Genomic DNA, 20836 nt, shown 5'->3' with positions numbered 1-20836 from the left:
TTCTCGTTGCCGGCGCTCAAAGCAGATCGGCGCGCAAATCGCGCACGCCGCGGCCCAGGCGTTCGCGCAGCAGCGCGCCGAGCGTGGAGCCGTCGGCATAGCCGACCTCGGCCGCGATGGCCTCGAGGTCGCTGCCATGCACCAGCGAGCGCGCGCGCTCGATCCGCAGGTCCTGGATGTAGGCCAGCGGCGACTTGCCGAGCACGGCCTGGCAGCGTCGCTGCAGCGTGCGCGGACTGGTCGCGAGCGCGCGCGCCGCCGTGTCGAGCGAGAAGCCCTGCTCGAGGTTGTCGCGCGCCCAGCGCTCGAAGCGCAGGATCGCGGGGTCGCGGGGTCGGCCTGCGCGAGATGGTGGGGCACGATGTACGGCGCCTGCGAGGAGCGCAGGTCTGCGAGCAGGTAGCGCGAGACCATGGCCGCGAGCTCGGGGCTGGCCTGCTAGATCAGCCACAGTGCCAGATCGAGGTGCCCCATCGCCGCGCCGGCCGTCACCACCCGGCCCGAGGGCACCAGCATGCGCGATTCGTCGAGAGCGACCTTCGGATAGCGCTGGCGGAACAGCGGGCCTAGCCACCTCGCAGGCATCGGGCCGCACGTGCACGGTGCAGTTCACCGGCTCCATCGGCGCCTGCGCGAGCAAGGGTTGCTGGTAGACCGCATCGACTGTCCGCGCGGCGCCGCGCGCGGCGGCCACCGTGTCGCCTTCCTTGCGCGCCACGGCGCCGGTGCGCGACGAGGCGCTGGCCAGCGCGGCGATCAGCTTCTCGGTCGAGTAGTCCGTGTTGGCGCCTTCGTCCCAGCGGATCTCGAGCGCGGCCAGGCCCTTGCGCGCCGCACCCATGTGGTCGGCCACCACCGCGCCTCGACCAGCAGCAGCCGGGCCGTGGCGCCGGCGCGGCGCATCGGCTCCCAGGTGCTGCGCACCGAGGTCGAGCCGCCCGTGATCTGCCCGCCGGTCAGCGGGTTCGAATAGCGCGTCTCGTCGGCGGGCGCGTGTTCGAGGCGAACGTGCCGAGGATCGATCTCGAGCTCCTCCGCGATCAGCAGCGCGAGGGCGGTGTAGATCCCCTGGCCCATCTCCACGCGCGGCATCACCAGCGTGACGAGGCCGTCGGTGCCGATGCGGACCACGGCGTTGGGCGCGAAGGCCTCGGGCCGGCCGGTCTCTTCGTCCCCGCGTCGAGCGCACGCGAATAGCGCGAAAGCGCTCGGCCCCGACCGCTCGAAAACCCTTGGCATCGATCTTGCGGAATCGCGCCAGAATCCAGTCTCGTTTTTGATCCTGGTTTCTTAAATGGTGCTTTTTGGTCGGGAATGCCGATTTTTCGAGGCGATGCGCCTCATGGCGGTGCACCCGCGCCAGAGCCACCGATCCATTCCCTCGAGTTTTGAGAAGTGAGCCACCTATGAAGAGTCTTGTAGTTGCCGCCGTCGCGCTGTCGACGGCTTGCTGCGCCTGCGCGCAGAGCAGTGTGTCGGTGCAGGGATTGATCGACGAGTACGCGGGATCGATGCGTTACGCGGGTGATCTCGGCCGCACCAAGGTCCTCGGAAGCGGCGGCATGACCACCTCGTTCTTCGGCTTCGCCGGCGGCGAGGACCTGGGCGGCGGGCTCAAGGCCTACTTCGCACTCAATTCCTTCTTTCGCGCCGACGCCGGCAAATCGGGCCGCTTCGATGGCGACCCCTACTTCGCGCGCGATGCCAACGTCGGCATCGCCGGTGCCTACGGCAGCCTGCAGCTCGGGCGCGCCGCGGCGCCGAACTTCATTCCGACGGTGCTGGTCAATCCCTTCGGCAACTCCTTCGCGTTCTCGCCGCTGGTGCTGCATGCCAACGTCAACACCGCGCGCTGGCTGTACCGCACCTCGCCGTCCGACACCGGCTGGAGCAACCAGCTCATCTACAGCACGCCGAACTTCGGCGGCCTGCGCGTGAACCTGCACTACCAGTTCGGCGAACAGTCCAGCGACACCGGCTACAAGGGCAAGAACAACACCGGCATCAGCGCGAGTTACGTCAGCGGGCCGCTCACGGTCGCGGGCTTCTACGAGCGCGATCAGATCTCCAACCCGGTCAACCCGGGCGTCATCACCGCCACGGTCGCCGGCGCGGTGGTGCCCACCACGTGCAAGGACTGGATGCTGGGCGGGGCCTACGACTTCGGCCTGCTCAAGGCCTATGCAAGCTACGGCCGGTCGAAGGCCGAGGTGACCGGCTATCGCGGGACCACGACTTCCCTCGGCGCCAGCGTGCCGGTCGGGTCGACCGCGGGGCAGATCCTCGCGGCCGTCGCGAGGACGAAGATCGCCGGCTCCTACGACGGCACCCGCACGACGGTGAGCCTGGCCTACGATCACTACCTGTCGAAGCGAACCGACGTCTATGCCGTCCTCATGCGCGATCTCGCGACCGCCATGGCGGGCGGCAATAGCTTCGGCGTCGGCATCCGCCACCGCTTCTAGCGGCCGCGCGAGCCGACGCCAGGCTCGATCCCCCGGTTTCCCTCGTTCCTTCCATCCATCACAGAGACAACCCGGTGAACTTTTTCTTGATTGATATCTTTTTCGATACTAGTATCGCAAATGAGCGAAACGGACTCCATGTCGAGACCGTTTCCATGGCCCATCCATCCGCCGGCGCCGGGCTTTCCGCGTCGAACCAGGAGTCCTGACGTGTCATCCACACTAGATTCGACCGCCTCCGCGCCGCGCGACGACGCCGTCTCGGGCTACGCCTGGAAGGCGCTGGCCGGTTCCGCCATCGGCTATGCGATGGACGGCTTCGACCTGCTGATCCTGGGCTTCATGCTCACGGCCATCTCGGCCGACCTGCACCTCACGCCGGGCCAGGCCGGCTCGCTGGTGAGCTGGACGCTGGTGGGCGCCGTCGTCGGCGGCATCGTCTTCGGTTCGCTCAGCGATCACTTCGGGCGCATCCGCGTGATGACCTGGACCATCGTCCTGTTCGCGGTGTTCACCGGCCTCTGTGCCTTCGCGCAGGGCTACTGGGACCTGCTGGTCTACCGGACCATCGCGGGCATCGGCCTGGGCGGCGAGTTCGGCATCGGCATGGCGCTGGCGGCCGAGGCCTGGCCCGCCAGGCATCGGGCACGCGTGTCTTCCTATGTGGCGCTGGGCTGGCAGCTGGGCGTGCTGGGCGCCGCCTTGCTCACGCCGCTGCTGATGCCGCACATCGGCTGGCGCGGCATGTTCCTGGTCGGCGTCGTGCCCGCGCTCGTGGCCTGGGTGATCCGCAACAAGCTGCACGAGCCCGAGGTGTTCGTGCGCAAGCCCAAGGTCCGGGGCTCGCGCCTGAGGTCCTTCAAGCTGCTGGTCAAGGACGCGCGGACGACCCGCACCAGCCTGGGCATCGTCGTGCTGTGCGCGGTGCAGAACTTCGGCTACTACGGGATCATGATCTGGATGCCGAGCTTTCTGGCCAACAAGCTCGGCTTCAACCTCACGAAGTCGGCCATGTGGACCTCGGTGACCATCCTCGGGATGATGCTGGGCATCTTCGTCTTCGGCCAGCTGGCCGACCGCATCGGGCGCAAGCCGAGCTTCCTGCTGTTCCAGGCCGGTGCCGTGGCGATGGTGCTGGCGTACTCCCAGCTGTCCGACCCGGTCTCGCTGCTGTGGGTCGGTGCCGTGCTCGGCATGTTCGTCAACGGCATGCTGGGCGGCTACGGCGCGCTGATCTCCGAGGCCTATCCCACGGAAGCACGCGCCACGGCGCAGAACGTGCTGTTCAACCTCGGCCGCGGCATCGGCGGCTTCGGCCCGGTGGTGGTCGGCGCGATGGTCGCCGCCTACTCGTTCCAGATCGCGATCGCGCTGCTCGCCGCGATCTACCTGGTCGACATGGTCGCCACCTACTTCCTCATTCCCGAACTCAAGGGCAAGGAGCTCGAATGATGCTCGCCGCCATCGACCACCAGTCGCCCGCGTGCAGGCCCGTGCATCCGCCGGTGCCTCAGGGTGAAGGCGCCTGCTTCCAGCGCAACGCGCAATCCGTGGCCTCGTATCGCTGCGAGGTCGCCGAGCACCGCTGGGTCAACGACCGGTACAAGTACCTGAAGCTCAGCGCGCCGGCCGACCTGGCGGGCGCGACCAGGCCCGGGCAGTTCTACCAACTGAAGTGCCCGACGACGAACGACCTCCAGCCCTTCCTGCTGCGCCCGATGAGCGTCTACGGCGTGGGGCCGGAGGCGGGCACGATCGAGTTCCTCTACAACGTCACCGGCACCGGAACCCACGCACTGGCCTCGCTGCCCGTCGGCGGCGCGATGGACATCGTCGGCCCGCTGGGCAACACCTTCACGCTGCCGCCGGGCGACGAACGCATCATGGTCGTCGCGCGCGGCGTCGGCCTGGCGACGATGGCGCCGCTGCTGCGGCAGGCGGCCAGGATGGGCATCGCGATCACGGCGGTGATGTCGGCGCGCGCGCCCAAGGACCTGATGCGCGACGAGTTCCTGCGCGGCGCCGAGGCGGACGTGCATTGCGTCTACGACTCCGACGGCAGCTCCTCGGTGGAGGCCATGGACACGCTGGTGCGCCGGCTGCTCGGCGAACGGCACCACGACGCCGTCTACACCTGCGGCTCGCACCGCGTGCTGATGCTGCTGCAACGCATCCTCGCCGACCATCCGGCCACCCGCGGCGAGGTGGCGATGGAACAGCGCATGGCCTGCGGCATGGGCGTGTGCCTGTCCTGCGTCCGGCTGTTCGACCGCGCGGGCGACAAGCAATTCCTGCGCGTCTGCCGTGAAGGTCCCGTGTTTCCCATCGGCGACGTGGTCGGGGAGGTGGAGTTTGGCTGATCTCAACGTCAGGGTCGGCGACGTCGGCCTGCGCAACCCGGTCATGCCGGCCTCGGGCTGCTTCGCCATCGAGTACGCGGAAGCGCTCGACTTCAACCGGCTGGGCGCGCTGGTGATCAAGAGCGTCTCGCCCAAGAGCCGTGCCGGCAACCCGACGCCGCGCGTGGCGGAAACCCGCGGCGGCATGCTCAACGCCATCGGCATTCCGAGCAAGGGCCTGGACTACTACCGCGAGACGGTGCTGCCGCCCTACACGCGCTTCGACACGCCCGTCGTGGTCTCGATCTCGGCGGACACGGTCGACGAGTTCGCCGACGCGGTGGCCGAGATGTCGCTGCCGGAAGTGGCGGTGATCGAGGCCAACATCTCCTGCCCCAACCTCGAGGCCGACGGCATGGCCTTCGCGATGACGCCCGAGACCACCTACAAGGTCGTGAGCGCAATCCGCCGCCGCACCCATCATCCCGTGTGGGCCAAGCTCACGCCCAATGCCTCGCATGTGGCAACGGTCGCGAGGGCCGCGGAAGAAGCCGGCGCCGATGCGCTCGTGATGGGCAACACGGTGCTGGCCATGTCGATCGACGTGCGCACCCGCAAGCCCATGCTCGGCAACGTGATGGGGGGGCTGTCGGGGCCGGCCATCAAGCCGATCGCGCTGCGCATGGTGCACCAGTGCTATCGCAGCGTGCGCATCCCGGTCATCGGCTGCGGCGGCATCGCGAGCGCGCACGACGCGGTCGAGTTCATGCTGGCCGGCGCGAGCGCGGTTCAGGTCGGCACGGCCTCCTTCATCGACCCCGGGGTGATGCAGAAGATCATCGACGGCCTGGTCGTGTACTGCGACGAGATGGGTGTGAAGAAAATCCGCGACCTGACCGGCCAGGTCAAGCTCGATCGCCAGCTCTCGGACCGCTGGCTGCGCTTCGCGCAGCAGTCGGGCTAGGGAGGGCAAGGACGATGAGCCTGCCGGGACTTCGCCCCATGGCCGAGAAGCTGTTCTCCGACGTGCGCGAGCTGACCTTCGACGGGGTCGGCGTCACGCGGCAGAGCTACGGCCGCGGCGAATCGGACACCGCCGACTATCTGCGCGCCTTCGCCGCGAGCGAAGGGCTCGAGGTCCGCGCCGACCGGGCCGCGAACCTCGTGTTCGGCCTGCCGCAGACCGCGGCGGCGAGCGCGGTCACGTGGTGCGGATCGCACATCGACTCGGTGCCGCAGGGCGGCAACTTCGACGGCTATGCGGGCGTGGTCGCGGGCCTCCTGTGTCTCGTCGCGCAGAAGGCCGGCGGCACGCCCTACGCGCGCCCGCTCGAGGTGATCGCGTTTCGCGGCGAGGAGAGCGCCTGGTTCGGCAAGGCCTACATGGGCTCCGGCGCGCTGTTCGGCAAGCTCAGCGAGAGCGACCTCGCGCTCAAGCAGCGCACCACCGGCGAATCGATGGAGGCCTGCATGCGCCGCTGCGGCGCCGACGTGGAGGCGATCCGCGCGCAGCAGCCGCTGCTCGACAAGGCGCGGATCAAGGCCTACCTCGAGCTGCACATCGAGCAGGGGCCGGTGATGGTCGCGCGCCAGCTCCCGCTGGCCGTGGTCTCGGGCATCCGCGGCAACGTGCGGCACAACCGCGTGGTCTGCCACGGCGACGCGCAGCATTCGGGCGTGGTGCCGCGCTGGCTGCGCCACGACGCCATGTTCGCAGTCGCCGACCTGATCATGCGCATCGACGAGCACTGGCGCGTGCTGTTGGAGCGCGGCACCGACCTGGTCGTGACCACGGGCATCGTCAGCACCGATCCGGCCGAGCATTCGATCTCGCGCATTCCGGGGCAGGTGAGCTTCAGCCTCGAGGCGCGCAGCAAGAGCACGGACACGCTCGAGGCCTTCTACCAGCTGATGCGCGCCGAATGCGGCTCGATCGAGCGCGAGCGCGGCGTGCGCTTCGAATTCGATCGGCGCCTGCTCAGCGATCCCGCGACCATGGACGAGGGCCTCTGCAGCGTGCTGTCCGAAGCCTGCGCCGCGCAAGAGGCGGCCTTCGAGCTCATTCCCAGCGGCGCGGGGCACGACGCCTCGCTGTTCGCCAATGCCGGCATCCCGAGCGGCATGTTGTTCGTGCGGAACCAGAACGGTTCGCACAACCCGAACGAAGCGATGGACATCGAGGATTTCATGCTCGGCGTCGGCGCGATGGATGCGGCCTTCGCCCGATTGAAGTGAGCCTTGCCATGACCCACCGTATCACCCTGCGCCGCCCCGACGACTGGCACCTGCATCTGCGCGACGGCGCCATGCTGCAGACGGTGCTGCCCTACAGCGCCGCGCAGTTCGGCCGCGCCATCGTCATGCCGAACCTCAAGACCCCCGTGACGACCACCGCGCTCGCGCGGGCTTACCGCGAGCGGATCGTGGCGGCCTTGCCGCCGGGCGCCGACTTCGTGCCGCTGATGACGGTCTACCTGTGCGACGGCACCTCCGCCGACGACCTGTGCCGGGGCTTCGAGGACGGCGTGCTGACCGCGGCGAAGCTGTATCCGGCCGGTGCGACCACGCAGTCGGAGCATGGCGTCACCTCGATCGCGAAGGTGGCACCGGTGCTCGAGACGATGCAGGCCATCGGCATGCCGCTGTTGCTGCACGGCGAGAGCACCGATCCGGCCGTCGACGTCTTCGACCGCGAGGCGGTGTTCATCGAGTCGACCCTGCGTCCGCTGCTGCACGACTTTCCCGCGCTCAAGGTGGTGCTGGAGCACATCACGACCGAGGAAGCGGCGGACTTCATCATGGCCGATGCGAGCGGCCGTCTCGCCGCGACGATCACGCCCCAGCACCTGATGTTCAACCGCAACGCGATCTTCACGGGCGGCATCCGGCCGCACCTCTATTGCCTGCCGGTGCTCAAGCGCGAGCGTCATCGCCTCGCGCTGCGCAGGGTGGCGACCTCGGGCGATGCACGCTTCTTCCTCGGAACCGACTCCGCGCCGCACCTTCGCACGCTGAAGGAGGCGGGTTGCGGCTGCGCCGGCATCTTCAACGCGCCGGTCGCGCTGCAGAGCTACTGCACCGTGTTCGAGGAGGAGGGCGCGCTCGACAAGCTCGAGGCCTTCGCGAGCCTCAACGGTCCGCGCTTCTACGGCCTCGCGTCCAACGAGGCGCGCGTGACGCTCGAGCGCGCGCCCTGGGAGGTGCCGCAGGACGTGGCACTTGCGGGGGGCGGGGCGCTCCATCCCTTCCTCGGGGGCAGCCGCCTGCCGTGGGCTCTGCGGGACGCGCCCGTGCCCGAGCCGGTCGCGGCGTGAATTCCCGTACCGCCTCGCGCCTCGCCGGTGACCGCGGATGTCGAAACTCGCCTATAGTTTCTTTTTCGATCCATAAAGTGGAAAACGAGATGGAAGCTGCGAATTCGACCTTCAAGTCATCGATCGACTACGTGGCGCTGGGCAACCGCCTGCGTGCCTACCGGGTGGGCGCCTCGCTGCTGGCCGAGGACGTGGCCGAGCGGCTGGGCATCTCGCGCGCGGTCGTGTACCGGCTCGAGAAGGGCGAGATCGTCAAGATCGAGACGCTCGAGCGCCTGGCCCACCTGCTCGACACCACGCTGGCGTCGCTGCTCGGCGTGGAGGTGGAGTACTACTCGACCGCGCTGGGCCTGTTCGAGCGCATGCGCCAGCTCGAGGAATCGTCCGACCGCATCCTCGCGCACTTCGAGCCGATCTCGCTGCTGCTGACCTCCGAGGACTACCTGCCGACCCTGCGCCAGATGCTGATCGAGGCATCGCCCAAGGGCGCGGGCAAGGGGCCGACCTCGGCCGACATCGACAAGATGCTGCAGATCATGCAGGAGCGCCGGGCCTTCTTCCAGCGCCGGCGTCCGCACATCGTGAGCCTGATCGGGCTGCGCGAACTCGAGCGTTTCGTCGATACCGGCCTGGTCGGCCGCATCGACCTGCCCGAGAGCGTGCGCACCGAGCGCCGGCTGGCGGCGCGCCGCGAGGTCGAGCGGATCGCCGACCTGATGGAGAGCGAGCCGATCGACGTGCAGATCGGACTGATCGACGACGCCATGCCGACCGCGACCTTCCAGGTGTTCTCCGGTCGCGCCGGCAGCGTGCTGGCCGTGAGCCCGTTCCGGCTCGGCGAGCTGCCCAACGTGCGCAACGGCATCGCGACCGTGACCGCCTCGCCTGAGGCGGTGCGCATGTACGAAGCCATGATCGGTAGGCTCTGGAAGGCCGCCTACAAGGGCAAGGCGGGTGCGACGCACCTGCGCAAATTGCTCGACCGAATTCACTAGCCAAAGGCTCGACCGCCATGACCATTGCCCCAGACCCGATCCGCCTCGAGGTCGCCGCCCGGCTGCTCGATGCCGGCTGCGTGACCTTGCGCACCGACGAGCCCTTCCGGCTTCCTTCGGGATGGGCGACGCCGGTCTACATGGATTGCCGGCGGCTCGTTTCCTTTCCCGAGGCGCGCCGCGCGCTGGTGGACCATGCCATCGAGCTGCTGAAAACCGATGGCTGCCTGGCCGGTGTCGGCTCGATCGCGGGCGGCGAGTCCAGCGGCATCGCGCTGGCGGCCTGGATCGCGGATGCGCTGGACCTGCCGATGCAGTACGTCCGCAAGCGCGCGATCGGCGCCCGCCAGGTCGAGGGCGTGGTGCGCGCCGGCGAGCGCGCGCTGCTGGTCGACGACATGATGGCGGCCGGCGCATCGAAGGCCAATTTCGCGCGGGCGCTGCGCGGCGTGGGTGCCGAGGTCAGTGATGTGCTCGTGCTGTTCGACTACGGCATGTTCGGCGCCGGCCGCATGCTGGCCGCACTGGGGCTGAAGGTCCACGCGCTGGCGAACTGGCACGACATCCGCGCGGTCGCGGCGCAACGAGACAGTTTCGGCCGCGAGGTGATCGCCGAGTTCGACGATTTCCTGCGCGATCCGGTCGCCTGGTCCGAGGCGCACGGCGGCAAGGGTTTCATCACTGACCACATCGAAGGCAACACACCATGAACTTCCAGGAAATCAGCACCCGCTTCGAGAACGACCTGTCGGGCTCCGACGCCTTCAAGCTGCTGTACCGCGGCGCCTTCGACCTCATGAAGTCGGATCTCGACAACGCGGGCCTCTACTTCGTCATCGGCGTGGCGGCGCAGGCCTTCGTCCAGAAGTACGAGGACCAGGGCATCACGGTGGAGTTCGCCGACAACGCCAAGGCCACGATGGTGGCCCTGAATACCCGGATCCTGGCCGCGCTGGCCGCCGAGCCCGCGCAGCGCTTGCGCATCCTCGGCGAGGTCGCGACCGAGTACGAGTGGAACGTCACGGCGTTCTGAACGCGTTCCGTTGGTCATTGCGCGCGCTTGCGTCATGACCCACTCGCTCAGAGATCGAGGACGAGCCGCGCGGAACAGCTGCGCGACACGCACGGCAGCATCAGCGTGCCCGATGCCTTCTCGGGCTCGGTGAGGAAGGAGTCGCGATGCTCGGGTTGGCCCTCGAGCACCGTGGTCATGCAGGTGCCGCAATGGCCTTCCTCGCACGAGGTCTCGATATGCACGCCGTGGGCGCGCAGCACCTCGACGATGCTCTGGCCCGCTTCCACCCGCGCCGAGATGCCCGAGGCGGCGGCGCAGACCTCGAATGCGGCCTGCGGCGCCAATGCGGCGGGAGGTGTCGAGCCCGCGCCGAAATACTCGAAGCGGACCTGGTCGGCCGGCCAGTTCGCCGCGGCCTGCCGCACGAGCTCCATGAAGGGGCGCGGTCCGCACAGGTAGAGGTACTTGCCCGGCGCCGGATTGCCGACGATCGATGCCAGCAGCTCGGGCAGCGCGTCGGGGCTGTAACCCTGGTGGTGCCGCACGGAAGGGGCCAGTGCCGCGCCCTCGAGCTGCCGACGGAAGGCGACGTGTTCCGCCGACTGCGCAAAGTAGTGCAGCTCGAGCGCTCGTCCGGCGCCGCTCAGGTGCGAGGCCATGCACAGCAGCGGCGTGATGCCGATGCCGCCCGCGACGAGGATGAAGCGCTCGCCGTCCGGCGCGAGCGGGAAGTGATTTCTCGGCGCGCCGATGGTGAGCACATCGCCTTCCTTCACGGACTCGTGCATGAACCGGGAGCCACCGCGCGAGCGCGGATCGCGCTTCACGCCGATGACATAGCGCCCCTCGCCATGGGGCGCGCAGAGCGAATACTGCCGGGTCTCGCCGCCGCCCACATCGACGTCGATGTGAGCGCCGGGCTCGTAGGGCGGCAGCGGCTCGGCGCCGATGGCGACCAGCTCGAAGGAACAGATGTCGGTGGCCTCGGGCACCTTGCGTTGGACTTTGACTTGCATGGGTATCGACGGAGTGGGTGGTGAGTGAATGGGGTATTCAGGCGGCGGGCCCGGCTTCGGCCGCGACCTCGCAGATGTAGGAGCGGTGCGGCGCCGAGCCGCTGATCGGGTCGAGATCGCCGTCGTCGACCAGCAGGTTGAAGTTGGAGCCCTGATCGGAAAGCGGTGCGTGCGCAGGCAGGCCCAGCTGCTCGTTGCCCTGCCACCAGCCGTACTGCGCGCAGACCACGCGCGGATCGAGGCTGGGATCGAGCGTGGCCTTGAAGCGCACCGAGCCGCTCGGCGAGCGCACGCGCACCCACATGCCGGGCTTGATGCCGCGCGCGGCGGCGGTGGCGGGGTTCATGGCCACGAGCGGGTCGGGTGCCTTGCTGCGCAGCGATGCGACCTGCCGGTGCTGGCTGTGGCAGTACTGCGGCAGCTTGGCCGAGGTCAGCACGAGCGGAAAGTCCGGGCTTCCTTCGCGAAGCCGCAGCTTCGGTAGCGGCGGCACGTACACCGGCAGCGGCGACTGGCCATTCCGGTGCAGCAGCGCCGAATAGATCTCGACCTTGCCGGTGTCGGTCGCGAAGCGGAAGCCCGCGCCGTGGTGCTTCTGGTAGCGCGTCTTCAGCGGATAACGGATGCCTTCGGGGTGCTGCCTCAAGGCCTCGAGGCCGATCCCCAGCGGCTCGAGCATGTAGCGCATACCCTCGTCGATGTCGCCGCCCCAGAACCGGTCGGCCAGCCCGAGCCGCTTCGCGAGCTCGAAGACGACCCAGGCATCGGAGCGACTCTCGCCCACCGGCGCCACCATCCGCGGTCGCAGCTGCACCAGTTCCTCGGCACCCTGGTTCACCTCGAAGCCGATGCGCAACGCCTCGCGCTCCCAGGGCGTGCCGATCGGCAGCACCACGTCGGCGTATTGGGCGGTCGGGGTCAGCGTCAGGTCGGCATGCACGAAGAAGTCGAGCTGGCGCAGCGCCTCGGCACCGCGCAGCGGGTTGGCATGCGCGAGCAGCAGGTTGGCGCCGAAGCCGACCACGCCGCGGATCGCATAGGGCTTGGCTTCGAGAATGGCGCGGTACAGCGTGTCGCTGCCGATGCAGCCCTGCGCGGCCGGGCCGAGTGGAAGCTCGTCGATGCCCACGCACTTCGCGAGCTGCGCCGCCGACAGCAGCTCCTTGCCCGATGCCTTGCGCGCCGGCGGATGCGCGAAGTCCACGTTGCCGCCGGCCGCGTCGAAGCTGCCGGTGAGCGCATAGAGCAGCGCGATGGCGCGGTCGGTCTGCGTCGCGTTGGTGTGTTGGCCGACGCCCGACCACGCGTAGTAGCTGACGGGGCGGTGCGCGAACAGCAGCCGTGCCGTGTCGCGCACCTGCTGCGCGGGGACCCAGCACAGTTCCTCGGCGCGTTCGGGCGACATGGCCTCGCACAGCTCGGCATACAGCGCGAAGGCGGGCCGGCATCGAACGGGGCCCGTGGTCGCCTGCAGCGTCCTGGTGCCGAAGAGCGCGAGGGTGCAGTCCTGCGATGCGTAGCTGGCCGTGCCGGTGTCGTAGGGCACGATGGATTCGCTCGCCTCGTCGAAGGCCACGAGCCGCTGCGAGGCGAGGCCCGTGATATCGGCTTCGCGCAGGAACGCGCCCGTGTCCTCGCGCACCAGCAGCGGCCCGTTCGAGTGCCGGCGGATGAAGTCGATGTCGTATTCGCCGTTGCGGATCATCTCGCCGGCGATGGCCAGCGCCAGCGCGCCGTCCGAGCCCGGCCGCACGCGTAGCCATTGGTGGGCACGCATCGCGAAGCCGGCCTTGCGCGGATCGACCACGACGATCTTCGCGCCGCGCGCGAAGGCCTCCGTCACGCCCGTCGCATGGTCGAGCCAGGTGGCCGACGGGTTGTGGCCCCACAGCACGATGCACCGCGTGTTCGAGAAGTCCGGCGCGCCGATGCCGCGCCCGAAGGTGAAGCCGTGGGCGACGTCCTTGTGCCAGTTGCAGATCTCGGTGCCGCGGCACAGGTTCGGGCTGCCGAAGGCATTGACCAGACGTTCGATCCAGACGATGCCGTCGGACAGCGGCGAGCCGCTCGGCGAAGTGATGGCGAAGGACACCGACTCGGGACCGCGCTCGTCGCGGATGCGCCCGATGCGTTGCGCGACGAGGTCCAGTGCCTCGTCCCACGAGGCCTGGCGCCAGAGCGGATCGGCGGCATCCTTCGGCGCCGTGCGTATCAGCGGGTGCAGCAGCCGCTGCGGATTGGCGACCAGCTCGGGCGCCGCGCGGCCCTTCACGCAGAGGGCCTTGCCGGTCGGGTGGGAGGGGTTGGCTTCCTGGGCGATCAGCACGCCGTCCTCCACAACGCTGATCGAACCGCAGCGCGAGCGGCAGAGGGCGCAGAAGCCAGGGATTTTTTCGGCCATAGTTCCAGTGCCCAGGCGGACGCGGAAGTCCGGCCCGGCGCATGATTATATATAAAGTGAAGAAAGTATATATACTTTGAGAAAAGGCGCAACATGAAGGAAAGCAGCTCGCAAGTGGCCGCGGGGTCGGTCTACGAGACGCTCCGCTCCGAGATAGCGATGGCCGTGCTCGAACCCGGCGCGCCGCTGAAGCAGGACCACATCGCGGCGCGCTTCGGCGTCAGCCATGTGCCGGTGCGCGAGGCGCTCTCGCGGCTCGTCGCCGCGGGGCTGGCCACGGCCCGGCTCAACAAGGGCACCTCGGTGGCCTTCCTGAGCGCGCGCGAGGCGGTCGAGCTGATCGAGCTGCGCTGGCTGCTCGAAGGGCGGCTCATCGAGCTGGCCGTGCCGCATCTCTCGCGCGCCGACATCGCGCGCGCCACCGGGCTGCTGGACGAGCTCGGCAAGGCCAGGCAGGTCGAGGAGGTGTTCCGCCTCAACCACGAGTTCCACGCGAGCCTCTATGCCAAGGCCGACCGGCCGCTGCTGTTGCAGTCGGTCGAGTCCGCGCGGCTCAACCTCGGGCGCTATCTCTACCTACCGTGGAAGTCGAAGACCAACGTCGATCGCTCCGAGGCCGAGCACAAGAAGCTGCTGCGCCTGTGCCTGGCCGGCGATGCGCAGGGCGCGAAGGCGATGGTGATGGAGCACGTCATGCACACCGGCCAGCTGATCGTGGAGATCATCGAGCAGCAGAAGGCGAGCATCGCCATCGACTAGCCACAGAGGAAGCACGGGCTGTTGCTTCGCGATCCATGATTCGTCGCGATAATGGCACCCGTGCACGCCCTTCGAAAACTCTCGACCCTGCATCGCCTCGTGCTGGCGTGGTTCGTGCTGTCCCTGTCCGTCGCGGTCGCCTCGCCGATCGTCAAGCCTCAGCAGATCGACATCGTGTGCTCGGCCTCGGGCCACGTCACGATGGTCGTGCAGACCGAGGATGGCGCGGTGCCGATGGGCAGCATGGGCATGGACTGCCCGTTGTGCGTGATCGGCGGCCTGCCGCCAGCGATCGCGCAGGTCGAGGTGCCGATGCCGGCACCGCTGTCCTACGCCCTGCGTTCGATCCCCGCCGCGCGCATCGCCGCGGCCACCGCCGCGCCGCTGCCGGCGCGCGGGCCTCCTTCCTTCCTCTTCGCCTGAACCGCTGAATCCGTCGCGCGACGGACCCTGGCGTCGCCTCGCGGGCGCGCCGGTCCGCGCGCGGCGCCCATCGTTCGTCGACGGCATGCGCGGCCACGCGCCGCCGCGCCGTCAGCGCAGCCATGCGCTGCGAGAAGAGAGATCCCGTGCCTTTCATTGCCATTTCCCACGGCCGTGGTGCCGAGCGCCTGCGCGCGCGTGCGCTGTCCTGCTTCGCGCTCGGCGCCTTCGCCGCGCCGTTCGCGCAGGCCCAGGTCCAGACCACGCTGCAAGCGATCGAGGTCGACCCGCCAGCCGCGCCCGCGCCCAACGGGCGTCTCAACCTCGACACGCCCTCCGACACCGGCAGCCGCCTGGGCCTGACGCCGCGCGAGACGCCGGCCTCGGTCAGCGTGGTCGACCGCGCCACCATCGAGGCGCGCGGCGCGCAGGACACGCAGGAGATCCTGCGCGCGGTGCCCGGCATCACCGCGCACAACGCGCCCGGCAACATCGGCGTGAGCTACCGCGGCTTCGGCGCCGGCTCACTGAGCCAGATGTTCAACGGCATCAACGTGCAGTACTCGATCGCCGCGCGGCCGGTCGACAGCTGGATCTACGACCGCGTCGAGGTCATCGGCGGGCCCTCGAGCTTCCTGTTCGGCGCGGGCGCGGTCGGCGGCTCGATCAACTACATCAGCAAGCTCGCCGAGCCCGGCGACCTCACCGAGGCCCGGCTGCGTCTGGGCACGCAGCAGCTCAAGGAGGCCTCGATCGGGCTCAACCGCCGCATCGCGGGCGACGGCGGCGCGGGCAGCCACTACGCGCGCATCGACCTCAACCGCAAGGACGCCGACGGCTGGACCGACGGCACGCGCACGCGCGCCACGCAGCTCGCGGCTTCGCTGCTGTCGGACTTCGGCGGCGGCGTCACGCACACGCTGGCCTACGAATACCAGGACGAGTGGGTGGACCGCCCGTACTGGGGCACGCCGCTGCTCAATCCCGTGGTTGGCAGTCTGCGCGTGGACCCGGCCACGCGCTTCAGGAACTACAACAGCGCCGACGGCATCTACGCGCAGCGCGTGCAGTGGCTGCGTTCCATTGCGGACTGGCGCGTGTCCGGGGCGCTGCAGCTGAAGAACACCTTCTATGCCTACGACGCGCTGCGCGACTACCGCAACGTCGAGAGTTACCGCTTCAACGCGAGCAACACGGCCGTGATCCGCTCGGGTGCCCTGCTGCAGCGCCATGACCAGCAGGTGGTGGGCGACCGCATCGAGGGCCTCTACAAGGGGCAGCTCGCGGGCCTGCGCAGCGACTGGTCCTTCGGGCTGGACTTCAGCGTCAACAAGCAGACGCGCTTTCCGAACAGCCTGCCGGCCACCGTGAGCACGGTGAATCCGTACCTCTTCGCCACCGAACCTTTCTTCGCGGTGCCGGGCATGCGGCCGGGCTTCAATCCCGACCGCGACAACAAGGTGACGACCACCGCGCTGTCGATCGAGAACCGCACGGCGCTCGCGCCCTCGCTGCACCTCGTGAGCGCGCTGCGCCACGATCGCATCGAGCTCGAGCTGACGAACCGGCGCGCCATCACCGCCGCCGCGCCGGCCAGCTACCGGCGCAACTACAACCCGACCACGGGCCGCGTCGGCCTGGTGTGGGACTTCGCGCCCGGCGCGAATCTCTATGCGCAGTACGCGACCGCGGCCGACCCGCCCTCGGGCGTGCTGTCGACCGCCTCGTTCGCCGACGTGATGAACAACAGCGAGCTCACGACCGGTCGGCAGGCCGAGGTCGGCGCCAAGCTCGACTTCTGGCAGGGCAAGGGCACGGCAACCGTGGCGGCCTACCGCCTCTCGCGCAAGAACATCGCCACGCAGGACCCGAACAACAGCGCGCTGACCGTGCTCGTGGGCGAGCAGTCGTCGAAGGGCGTGGAGATCGCAGTGGGCCTGCAGCCCACGCCGCAGTGGTCGCTGCAGGGCAACCTGAGCCATGTCGACGCGAAGTACGACAACTTCGTGCAGAACGGCGTGTCACTCGCGGGCCGCACGCCGACCAACACCCCGGCCGTGGTGGCCAACCTCTGGGTGTCGTACGCGATCACGCCCACGCTGCAGGCCAGCGTGGGGCTGCGCCACGTGGGCAAGACCTACGCCGACGCGGCCAACAGCGCGCGCTGGCCTTCGTACACGCTGGTCGACCTGGGCCTGTCATGGAAGATCAACCGCTCGGTCACGCTGGTGGGCCGCGTGCGCAATGCCACCGACCGCATCTATGCGGCCAACCTCGGCAGCACCTTCGCCTACCTGGGCGCGCCGCGCACCGGCGACCTCAGCCTGCATGTCGCGTTCTGAGGAGGGCTGGTCGATGGCCCATTTCAAGCGCTGGCTGTTCCTGCTGCACCGCTGGCTCGGCATCGTGGTGTGCGCCTTCTTCGCGATGTGGTTCGTCTCGGGCGTGGTGATGATGTACGTGGGCTATCCCAAGCTCACCGAGTCGGAGCGGCTGCAGCACCTGCCGCCGCTGGCCGCCGATGCCGTGCTGCTCGGGCCGCACGAGGCGCTCGACGCGGCGGGTATCGCGGGGCCGCTCAAGGAGCTGCGCCTGGCCGTTGCGAGCGGCGGTCGCACCGTGTACCTCGCGCAGCCGGCGGACGGCAAGGGCAGCATCGTGATCGACGCGGCCACCGGCACGCCGCTGCGCCATGTCGACCGCGAACTCGCGATGGGCAGTGCCGCGGCCTTCGCCGGGCCGGGCGTGGGCCTGGTGTACGAGGGCACGCTCGACGAGGACGCCTTCACCCATTCGCGCGCACTCGATGCGCACCGGCCGCTGCACCAGGTGGCGCTGGTCGATGCCGCGCACACGCGGCTCTATGTCTCGGGCCGCACCGGCGAGGTGGTGCGCGATGCGCCGCGCGCCGAGCGGCTGTGGAACTACGCGGGTGCGTGGATCCATTGGCTGTATCCGTTGCGCGGCGGCGCGCTCGATCCGTACTGGGCCGACATCGTCAACTGGCTCTCGATCCTGGGCATCGCGGTCACGCTGATGGGCACGGCCGTCGGTCTCCTGCGCTGGCGCTTCGCGGGCCGCTACCGCAGCGGCTCGCGCTCGCCGTACCGCGGCTTCATGATGCGCTGGCATCACATCACGGGCCTGCTGTTCGCGGCCGTCACGCTGACCTGGATCTTCAGCGGCCTGATGTCGATGAACCCCTGGCGCGTGTTCGACAGCGGCGCGCCCGCGCTGCGCACCGAGGCGATGAATGGCGGGCCGCTCGGGCCGCCGGCCGGCGCCGCATCGCCCCAGGCGCTGATCGCGGCCGCGGGCGGCACGGTGCGCGAGCTGCACTGGACCCGCACCGCGGGACGCGATCTCGTGCTCGCGCGCGGCACCGCGCTGCGCCCCACGGTGCTCGATGCCGCGAGCGCCGCGCCCACGGCGCTGGATGCCGATGCGTTGAAGGCCGCGGTCGCGAGGCTCTCGAGCGCGCCGGTCGCGCGCATCGAGGTGCTGAACGCCTACGACAGCCACTACTACACGCGCGAGCCGCACACCATGACCGGCGGCGGCGACAAGCCGCTGCCCATCTGGCGCGTGGTGTTCGCGGACGAGGCCGGTACCTGGGCCCACGTCGATCCGCGCACCGGCGCCTTGCTGAACCGCAGCGACAGCCATCGCCGCGCCAGCCGCTGGCTGTTCGCGATGCTGCACAGCTGGGACTGGCGCCCGCTGCTCGAACGCCGTCCGCTGTGGGACCTGGCGATGGTGCTGCTGAGCCTCGGCGGCGCGGCGCTGAGCCTCACGGGCGTGGTGATCGGCTGGCGCCGGCTGGGCCGCAAGCTGGCACCGAAGCCGGCGGCCCGGCGCATTCCCCCATTCACTCCCTCGAAGGAACATCCATGACCCGCGTACTCCCGACGACCCGCCGCCGCCTGCTGCTGGGCACAGCCACGCTGCCCCTGTGGGCCGCGCTGGCCGCCTGCGGCGAATCCGAGCCGAAGCCGAGCTTCACCGGCACCGACATCACGGGCGCCAACTACGGCCGCGACTTCGCGCTCGCCGATCCCGACGGCAAGCGCCGCACGCTGGCCGACTTCAAGGGCAAGGTGGTGATGATCTTCTTCGGCTTCACCCAGTGCCCCGACATCTGCCCGACCGCGCTGACGCGCGCGGCGGAGGTCAAGCAGCAGCTGGGCGCGGCCGGCGACGACCTGCAGGTGATCTTCGTCACTGTCGACCCGGAGCGCGACACGCCCGAGGTGATGCGCGCCTACACGGCCGCCTTCGACCCGAGCTTCCTCGGCCTGCGCGGCGACCTCGCGCAGACCGAGGCGACCGCGAAGGAGTTCAAGGTGTTCTACGAGAAGGTGCCCACGCGCACCTCCTACACCATGGACCATTCGGCCTTCACCTACCTGATCGACCGCAAGGGCCGCATGCGCGTGGTGATGCGCCATGCGCAGAGCGCGAGCGAATTCACCGCGGACGTGCGCGCGCTGCTGGCGGCGGGCTGAGGGAAAGTCCTCATGCGCGGCGTCGCTCGCGCATAAGTTTTTGCCCGTCGCGCAAAAGACGCGCCGCGCGGCCGTCTATAGACTGCCCCGCATGCAGACCGACCCGACGCCCGCTGTGGCCCCACCGTTCTTCTCCCCCTCGCGCCGCGAGGGCGAGCTCGTCTTCGTCAGCGGCCAGATGGCCTTCGACGCCCAGTGGCGCATCGAGGGCGACACGGTCGGCGAGCAGACGCGGCGCTGCCTCGGTCGCATCGGCGAGATCCTCGCGACCGAGGGCCTGGGGCTCGCCGATGTCGCGAAGACCACCGTGTGGCTCTCGCGCGTGGAGGACTTCGCCGAATTCAACCGCAGCTATGCCGAATGCTTCGACCCCGCCGCGGGCCCCGCGCCCGCGCGCTCGACGGTGCGCGCAGACCTGATGGTGCCGGGCGCGCTGGTCGAGATCGAAGCCATCGCGCATGCACGCCGCGCCCACCGCGCACCTGGAGCCTGACGCCATGAGCACCGTATCCCCCGCCGCCTCCGAGCTGCCCGACCTCGACCTCGAGGCCATCCGCGAGACCGCGCGCGCCAATGCGCAGGCACTGCTGCGCACGCCGGTCGCGCCGCTGCACGGACCCACGGTCGAGCGCCTGCTCGGCCGCGCCGACGTGCACATGAAGCTCGAGCTGTTCCAGCGCACCGGCACCTTCAAGGCGCGCGGCGCGCTCAACGTGGCGCGCCGGCTTTCGCCCGAGCAGAAGGCGCGCGGCATCACCGCGATGAGCGCCGGCAACCACGCGGTGGCCGCGGCCTTCGCGGCGCGCGAGGCCGGCGTCTCCGCGAAGATCGTGGTGCAGGCCTCGGCCAACCCGGCGCGCGTGGCGATGGCGCGCGCCTACGGCGCCGAGCTGCTGATCGCGCCCGACGGCGCCACCGGCTTCGCGATGGCCGAAGCACTGGTGCGCGACGAGGGCCGCAGCTTCATCCATCCCTTCGAGGGCGAGGGCACCTCGCTGGGCACTGCCACCGTGGGGCTCGAGTTCGCCGAGCAGGTGCCGGGCCTCGACACGGTGCTGGTCGCCGTGGGCGGCGGCGGCCTCGGCAGCGGCGTGGCCACGGCGATCCGCAAGCTGGTGCCCGGCTGCCGCGTGATCGGCATCGAGCCCGAGGGCGCCGACGTGATGCAGCGCAGCTTCGAGGCCGGCTCGCCGCAGCGCATGGAGAAGCTCTCGACCATCGCCGACAGCCTGGCGCCGCCGATGACCACGCCGATGGCCTACGGGCTGTGCCGGCGCCACATGGAGCGCATCGTGACCGTGAGCGACGACGAGATCTGCCGCGCGATGGCCGTGATGTTCCGCGATGCCAAGCTGGCGGTGGAACCGGCCGGCGCGACGGCGCTGGCCGCGCTGCTCGGGCCGCTGCGCGAGGAATTGCGTGGGCAGCGCACCGGGCTGATCGTCTGCGGCGCGAACCTCGATGCCGAGACCTACGTGCGCCAGCTCGCGCGCGGCGAGCAGTTGCTCGAGGCCTGAGCGCCGGCTTTTCCTCTTCGTTGCGTTCGTTGTTCCGTGGCCGGTGGGCGCGCGTCGCGCCCGCCAGCCGCCCGTTGCCGTCCGTCC

At 69.6% G+C, this 20836-nt stretch carries 18 protein-coding genes and 2 pseudogenes; 16 read left to right on the top strand and 4 right to left on the bottom strand.

The genetic code is table 11. The features are described 5' to 3' along the window. Nucleotides 1-16 precede the first annotated feature (16 nt). Nucleotides 17-573 (bottom strand): annotated as a pseudogene (locus tag AC1HIL_RS33985) (helix-turn-helix domain-containing protein); the annotation flags it as partial. Nucleotides 574-858: 285 nt separating this feature from the next. After that, nucleotides 859-1167: pseudogene (locus AC1HIL_RS33980) on the bottom strand (molybdopterin cofactor-binding domain-containing protein); the annotation flags it as partial. A 239-nt stretch (nt 1168-1406) separates the two neighbouring features. Here AC1HIL_RS33980 and AC1HIL_RS33975 point away from each other — a divergent pair. The 9 genes from AC1HIL_RS33975 (at nt 1407) to AC1HIL_RS33935 (ending at nt 10146) form a co-directional block, all read left to right on the top strand. Next, entirely contained in the window at nt 1407-2465 is a 1059-nt protein-coding gene (locus AC1HIL_RS33975) for a porin (RefSeq protein ID WP_057590097.1), read from the top strand. A gap of 210 nt (nt 2466-2675) precedes the next feature. Beyond that, the gene (locus tag AC1HIL_RS33970; RefSeq protein WP_057590096.1) at nt 2676-3917 is read left to right on the top strand and encodes an MFS transporter; all 1242 of its coding nucleotides are present in this window, start codon (nt 2676-2678) and stop codon (nt 3915-3917) included. Then, the gene (locus AC1HIL_RS33965) at nt 3914-4825 is read left to right on the top strand and encodes a dihydroorotate dehydrogenase electron transfer subunit (protein WP_261214615.1); all 912 of its coding nucleotides are present in this window, start codon (nt 3914-3916) and stop codon (nt 4823-4825) included. The genes AC1HIL_RS33970 and AC1HIL_RS33965 overlap by 4 nt, the downstream gene beginning before the upstream one ends. Next, complete coding sequence (locus tag AC1HIL_RS33960; protein ID WP_057590095.1) at nt 4818-5768, top strand: dihydroorotate dehydrogenase; 951 nt, start codon at nt 4818-4820, stop codon at nt 5766-5768. The genes AC1HIL_RS33965 and AC1HIL_RS33960 overlap by 8 nt, the downstream gene beginning before the upstream one ends. A 14-nt stretch (nt 5769-5782) precedes the next feature. After that, on the top strand, nt 5783-7039 hold the full coding sequence (locus AC1HIL_RS33955; protein ID WP_057590094.1) for a hydantoinase/carbamoylase family amidase: 1257 nt from the start codon (nt 5783-5785) through the stop codon (nt 7037-7039). A gap of 8 nt (nt 7040-7047) precedes the next feature. After that, nucleotides 7048-8118, top strand: coding sequence for a dihydroorotase (gene pyrC / locus AC1HIL_RS33950; protein WP_057590093.1), 1071 nt, complete (start codon nt 7048-7050; stop codon nt 8116-8118). Between the two features lie 89 nt (nt 8119-8207). After that, a complete protein-coding gene (locus AC1HIL_RS33945; RefSeq protein ID WP_057590092.1) occupies nt 8208-9113 on the top strand; it encodes a helix-turn-helix domain-containing protein in 906 nt (301 codons plus the stop codon). Between the two features lie 17 nt (nt 9114-9130). Further along, nucleotides 9131-9823, top strand: coding sequence for an orotate phosphoribosyltransferase (locus AC1HIL_RS33940; protein WP_057590091.1), 693 nt, complete (start codon nt 9131-9133; stop codon nt 9821-9823). Then, on the top strand, nt 9820-10146 hold the full coding sequence (locus AC1HIL_RS33935) for a hypothetical protein (protein ID WP_057590090.1): 327 nt from the start codon (nt 9820-9822) through the stop codon (nt 10144-10146). Before AC1HIL_RS33940 ends, AC1HIL_RS33935 begins: the two co-directional genes overlap by 4 nt. Nucleotides 10147-10193: 47 nt before the next feature. Here the strand turns inward: AC1HIL_RS33935 and AC1HIL_RS33930 are convergent, their stop codons facing one another. Together AC1HIL_RS33930 and AC1HIL_RS33925 are read right to left on the bottom strand one after the other, a co-directional pair. Further along, nucleotides 10194-11144, bottom strand: a complete 951-nt coding sequence (locus AC1HIL_RS33930) for a PDR/VanB family oxidoreductase (protein WP_057590089.1) — start codon at nt 11142-11144, stop codon at nt 10194-10196. A 37-nt stretch (nt 11145-11181) separates the two neighbouring features. Further along, on the bottom strand, nt 11182-13545 hold the full coding sequence (locus AC1HIL_RS33925; protein ID WP_057590088.1) for a molybdopterin-containing oxidoreductase family protein: 2364 nt from the start codon (nt 13543-13545) through the stop codon (nt 11182-11184). A 93-nt stretch (nt 13546-13638) separates the two neighbouring features. Here AC1HIL_RS33925 and AC1HIL_RS33920 point away from each other — a divergent pair, with 93 nt between their 5' ends. From AC1HIL_RS33920 to AC1HIL_RS33890, 7 genes are all read left to right on the top strand, one after another. After that, a complete protein-coding gene (locus tag AC1HIL_RS33920) occupies nt 13639-14304 on the top strand; it encodes a GntR family transcriptional regulator (protein ID WP_057590087.1) in 666 nt (221 codons plus the stop codon). Between the two features lie 60 nt (nt 14305-14364). Continuing rightward, nucleotides 14365-14727, top strand: coding sequence for a DUF2946 family protein (locus AC1HIL_RS33915; RefSeq protein ID WP_082321667.1), 363 nt, complete (start codon nt 14365-14367; stop codon nt 14725-14727). A gap of 155 nt (nt 14728-14882) precedes the next feature. Then, entirely contained in the window at nt 14883-17069 is a 2187-nt protein-coding gene (locus AC1HIL_RS33910) for a TonB-dependent receptor (RefSeq protein ID WP_409976571.1), read from the top strand. 13 nt (nt 17070-17082) lie between these two features. Beyond that, entirely contained in the window at nt 17083-18621 is a 1539-nt protein-coding gene (locus AC1HIL_RS33905; protein ID WP_261214609.1) for a PepSY domain-containing protein, read from the top strand. Next, nucleotides 18618-19232, top strand: coding sequence for an SCO family protein (locus tag AC1HIL_RS33900; protein ID WP_057590083.1), 615 nt, complete (start codon nt 18618-18620; stop codon nt 19230-19232). The genes AC1HIL_RS33905 and AC1HIL_RS33900 overlap by 4 nt, the downstream gene beginning before the upstream one ends. Before the next feature lie 91 nt (nt 19233-19323). Next, nucleotides 19324-19725, top strand: coding sequence for a RidA family protein (locus AC1HIL_RS33895; protein WP_064262181.1), 402 nt, complete (start codon nt 19324-19326; stop codon nt 19723-19725). 4 nt (nt 19726-19729) lie between these two features. After that, on the top strand, nt 19730-20749 hold the full coding sequence (locus AC1HIL_RS33890; RefSeq protein ID WP_057590179.1) for a pyridoxal-phosphate dependent enzyme: 1020 nt from the start codon (nt 19730-19732) through the stop codon (nt 20747-20749). The last annotated feature ends 87 nt before the right edge of the window (nt 20750-20836 follow it).

It is taken from the genome of Variovorax sp. ISS6 (genome assembly GCF_056523145.1).
The sequence above is the reverse complement of the archived record's forward strand: the minus strand, read 5'-3'. Positions and strand labels throughout refer to the sequence as shown.

Bases quoted from the DNA above. Each gene is read 5' to 3' on its own strand.
- AC1HIL_RS33975 (WP_057590097.1), top strand. From the start codon at position 1,407: ATGAAGAGTCTTGTAGTTGCCGCCGTCGCGCTGTCGACGGCTTGCTGC.
- AC1HIL_RS33965 (WP_261214615.1), top strand. From the start codon at position 3,914: ATGATGCTCGCCGCCATCGACCACCAGTCGCCCGCGTGCAGGCCCGTG.
- AC1HIL_RS33955 (WP_057590094.1), top strand. From the start codon at position 5,783: ATGAGCCTGCCGGGACTTCGCCCCATGGCCGAGAAGCTGTTCTCCGAC.
- pyrC (WP_057590093.1), top strand. From the start codon at position 7,048: ATGACCCACCGTATCACCCTGCGCCGCCCCGACGACTGGCACCTGCAT.
- AC1HIL_RS33945 (WP_057590092.1), top strand. From the start codon at position 8,208: ATGGAAGCTGCGAATTCGACCTTCAAGTCATCGATCGACTACGTGGCG.
- AC1HIL_RS33940 (WP_057590091.1), top strand. From the start codon at position 9,131: ATGACCATTGCCCCAGACCCGATCCGCCTCGAGGTCGCCGCCCGGCTG.
- AC1HIL_RS33935 (WP_057590090.1), top strand. From the start codon at position 9,820: ATGAACTTCCAGGAAATCAGCACCCGCTTCGAGAACGACCTGTCGGGC.
- AC1HIL_RS33930 (WP_057590089.1), bottom strand. From the start codon at position 11,144: ATGCAAGTCAAAGTCCAACGCAAGGTGCCCGAGGCCACCGACATCTGT.
- AC1HIL_RS33925 (WP_057590088.1), bottom strand. From the start codon at position 13,545: ATGGCCGAAAAAATCCCTGGCTTCTGCGCCCTCTGCCGCTCGCGCTGC.
- AC1HIL_RS33920 (WP_057590087.1), top strand. From the start codon at position 13,639: ATGAAGGAAAGCAGCTCGCAAGTGGCCGCGGGGTCGGTCTACGAGACG.
- AC1HIL_RS33905 (WP_261214609.1), top strand. From the start codon at position 17,083: ATGGCCCATTTCAAGCGCTGGCTGTTCCTGCTGCACCGCTGGCTCGGC.
- AC1HIL_RS33900 (WP_057590083.1), top strand. From the start codon at position 18,618: ATGACCCGCGTACTCCCGACGACCCGCCGCCGCCTGCTGCTGGGCACA.
- AC1HIL_RS33895 (WP_064262181.1), top strand. From the start codon at position 19,324: ATGCAGACCGACCCGACGCCCGCTGTGGCCCCACCGTTCTTCTCCCCC.
- AC1HIL_RS33890 (WP_057590179.1), top strand. From the start codon at position 19,730: ATGAGCACCGTATCCCCCGCCGCCTCCGAGCTGCCCGACCTCGACCTC.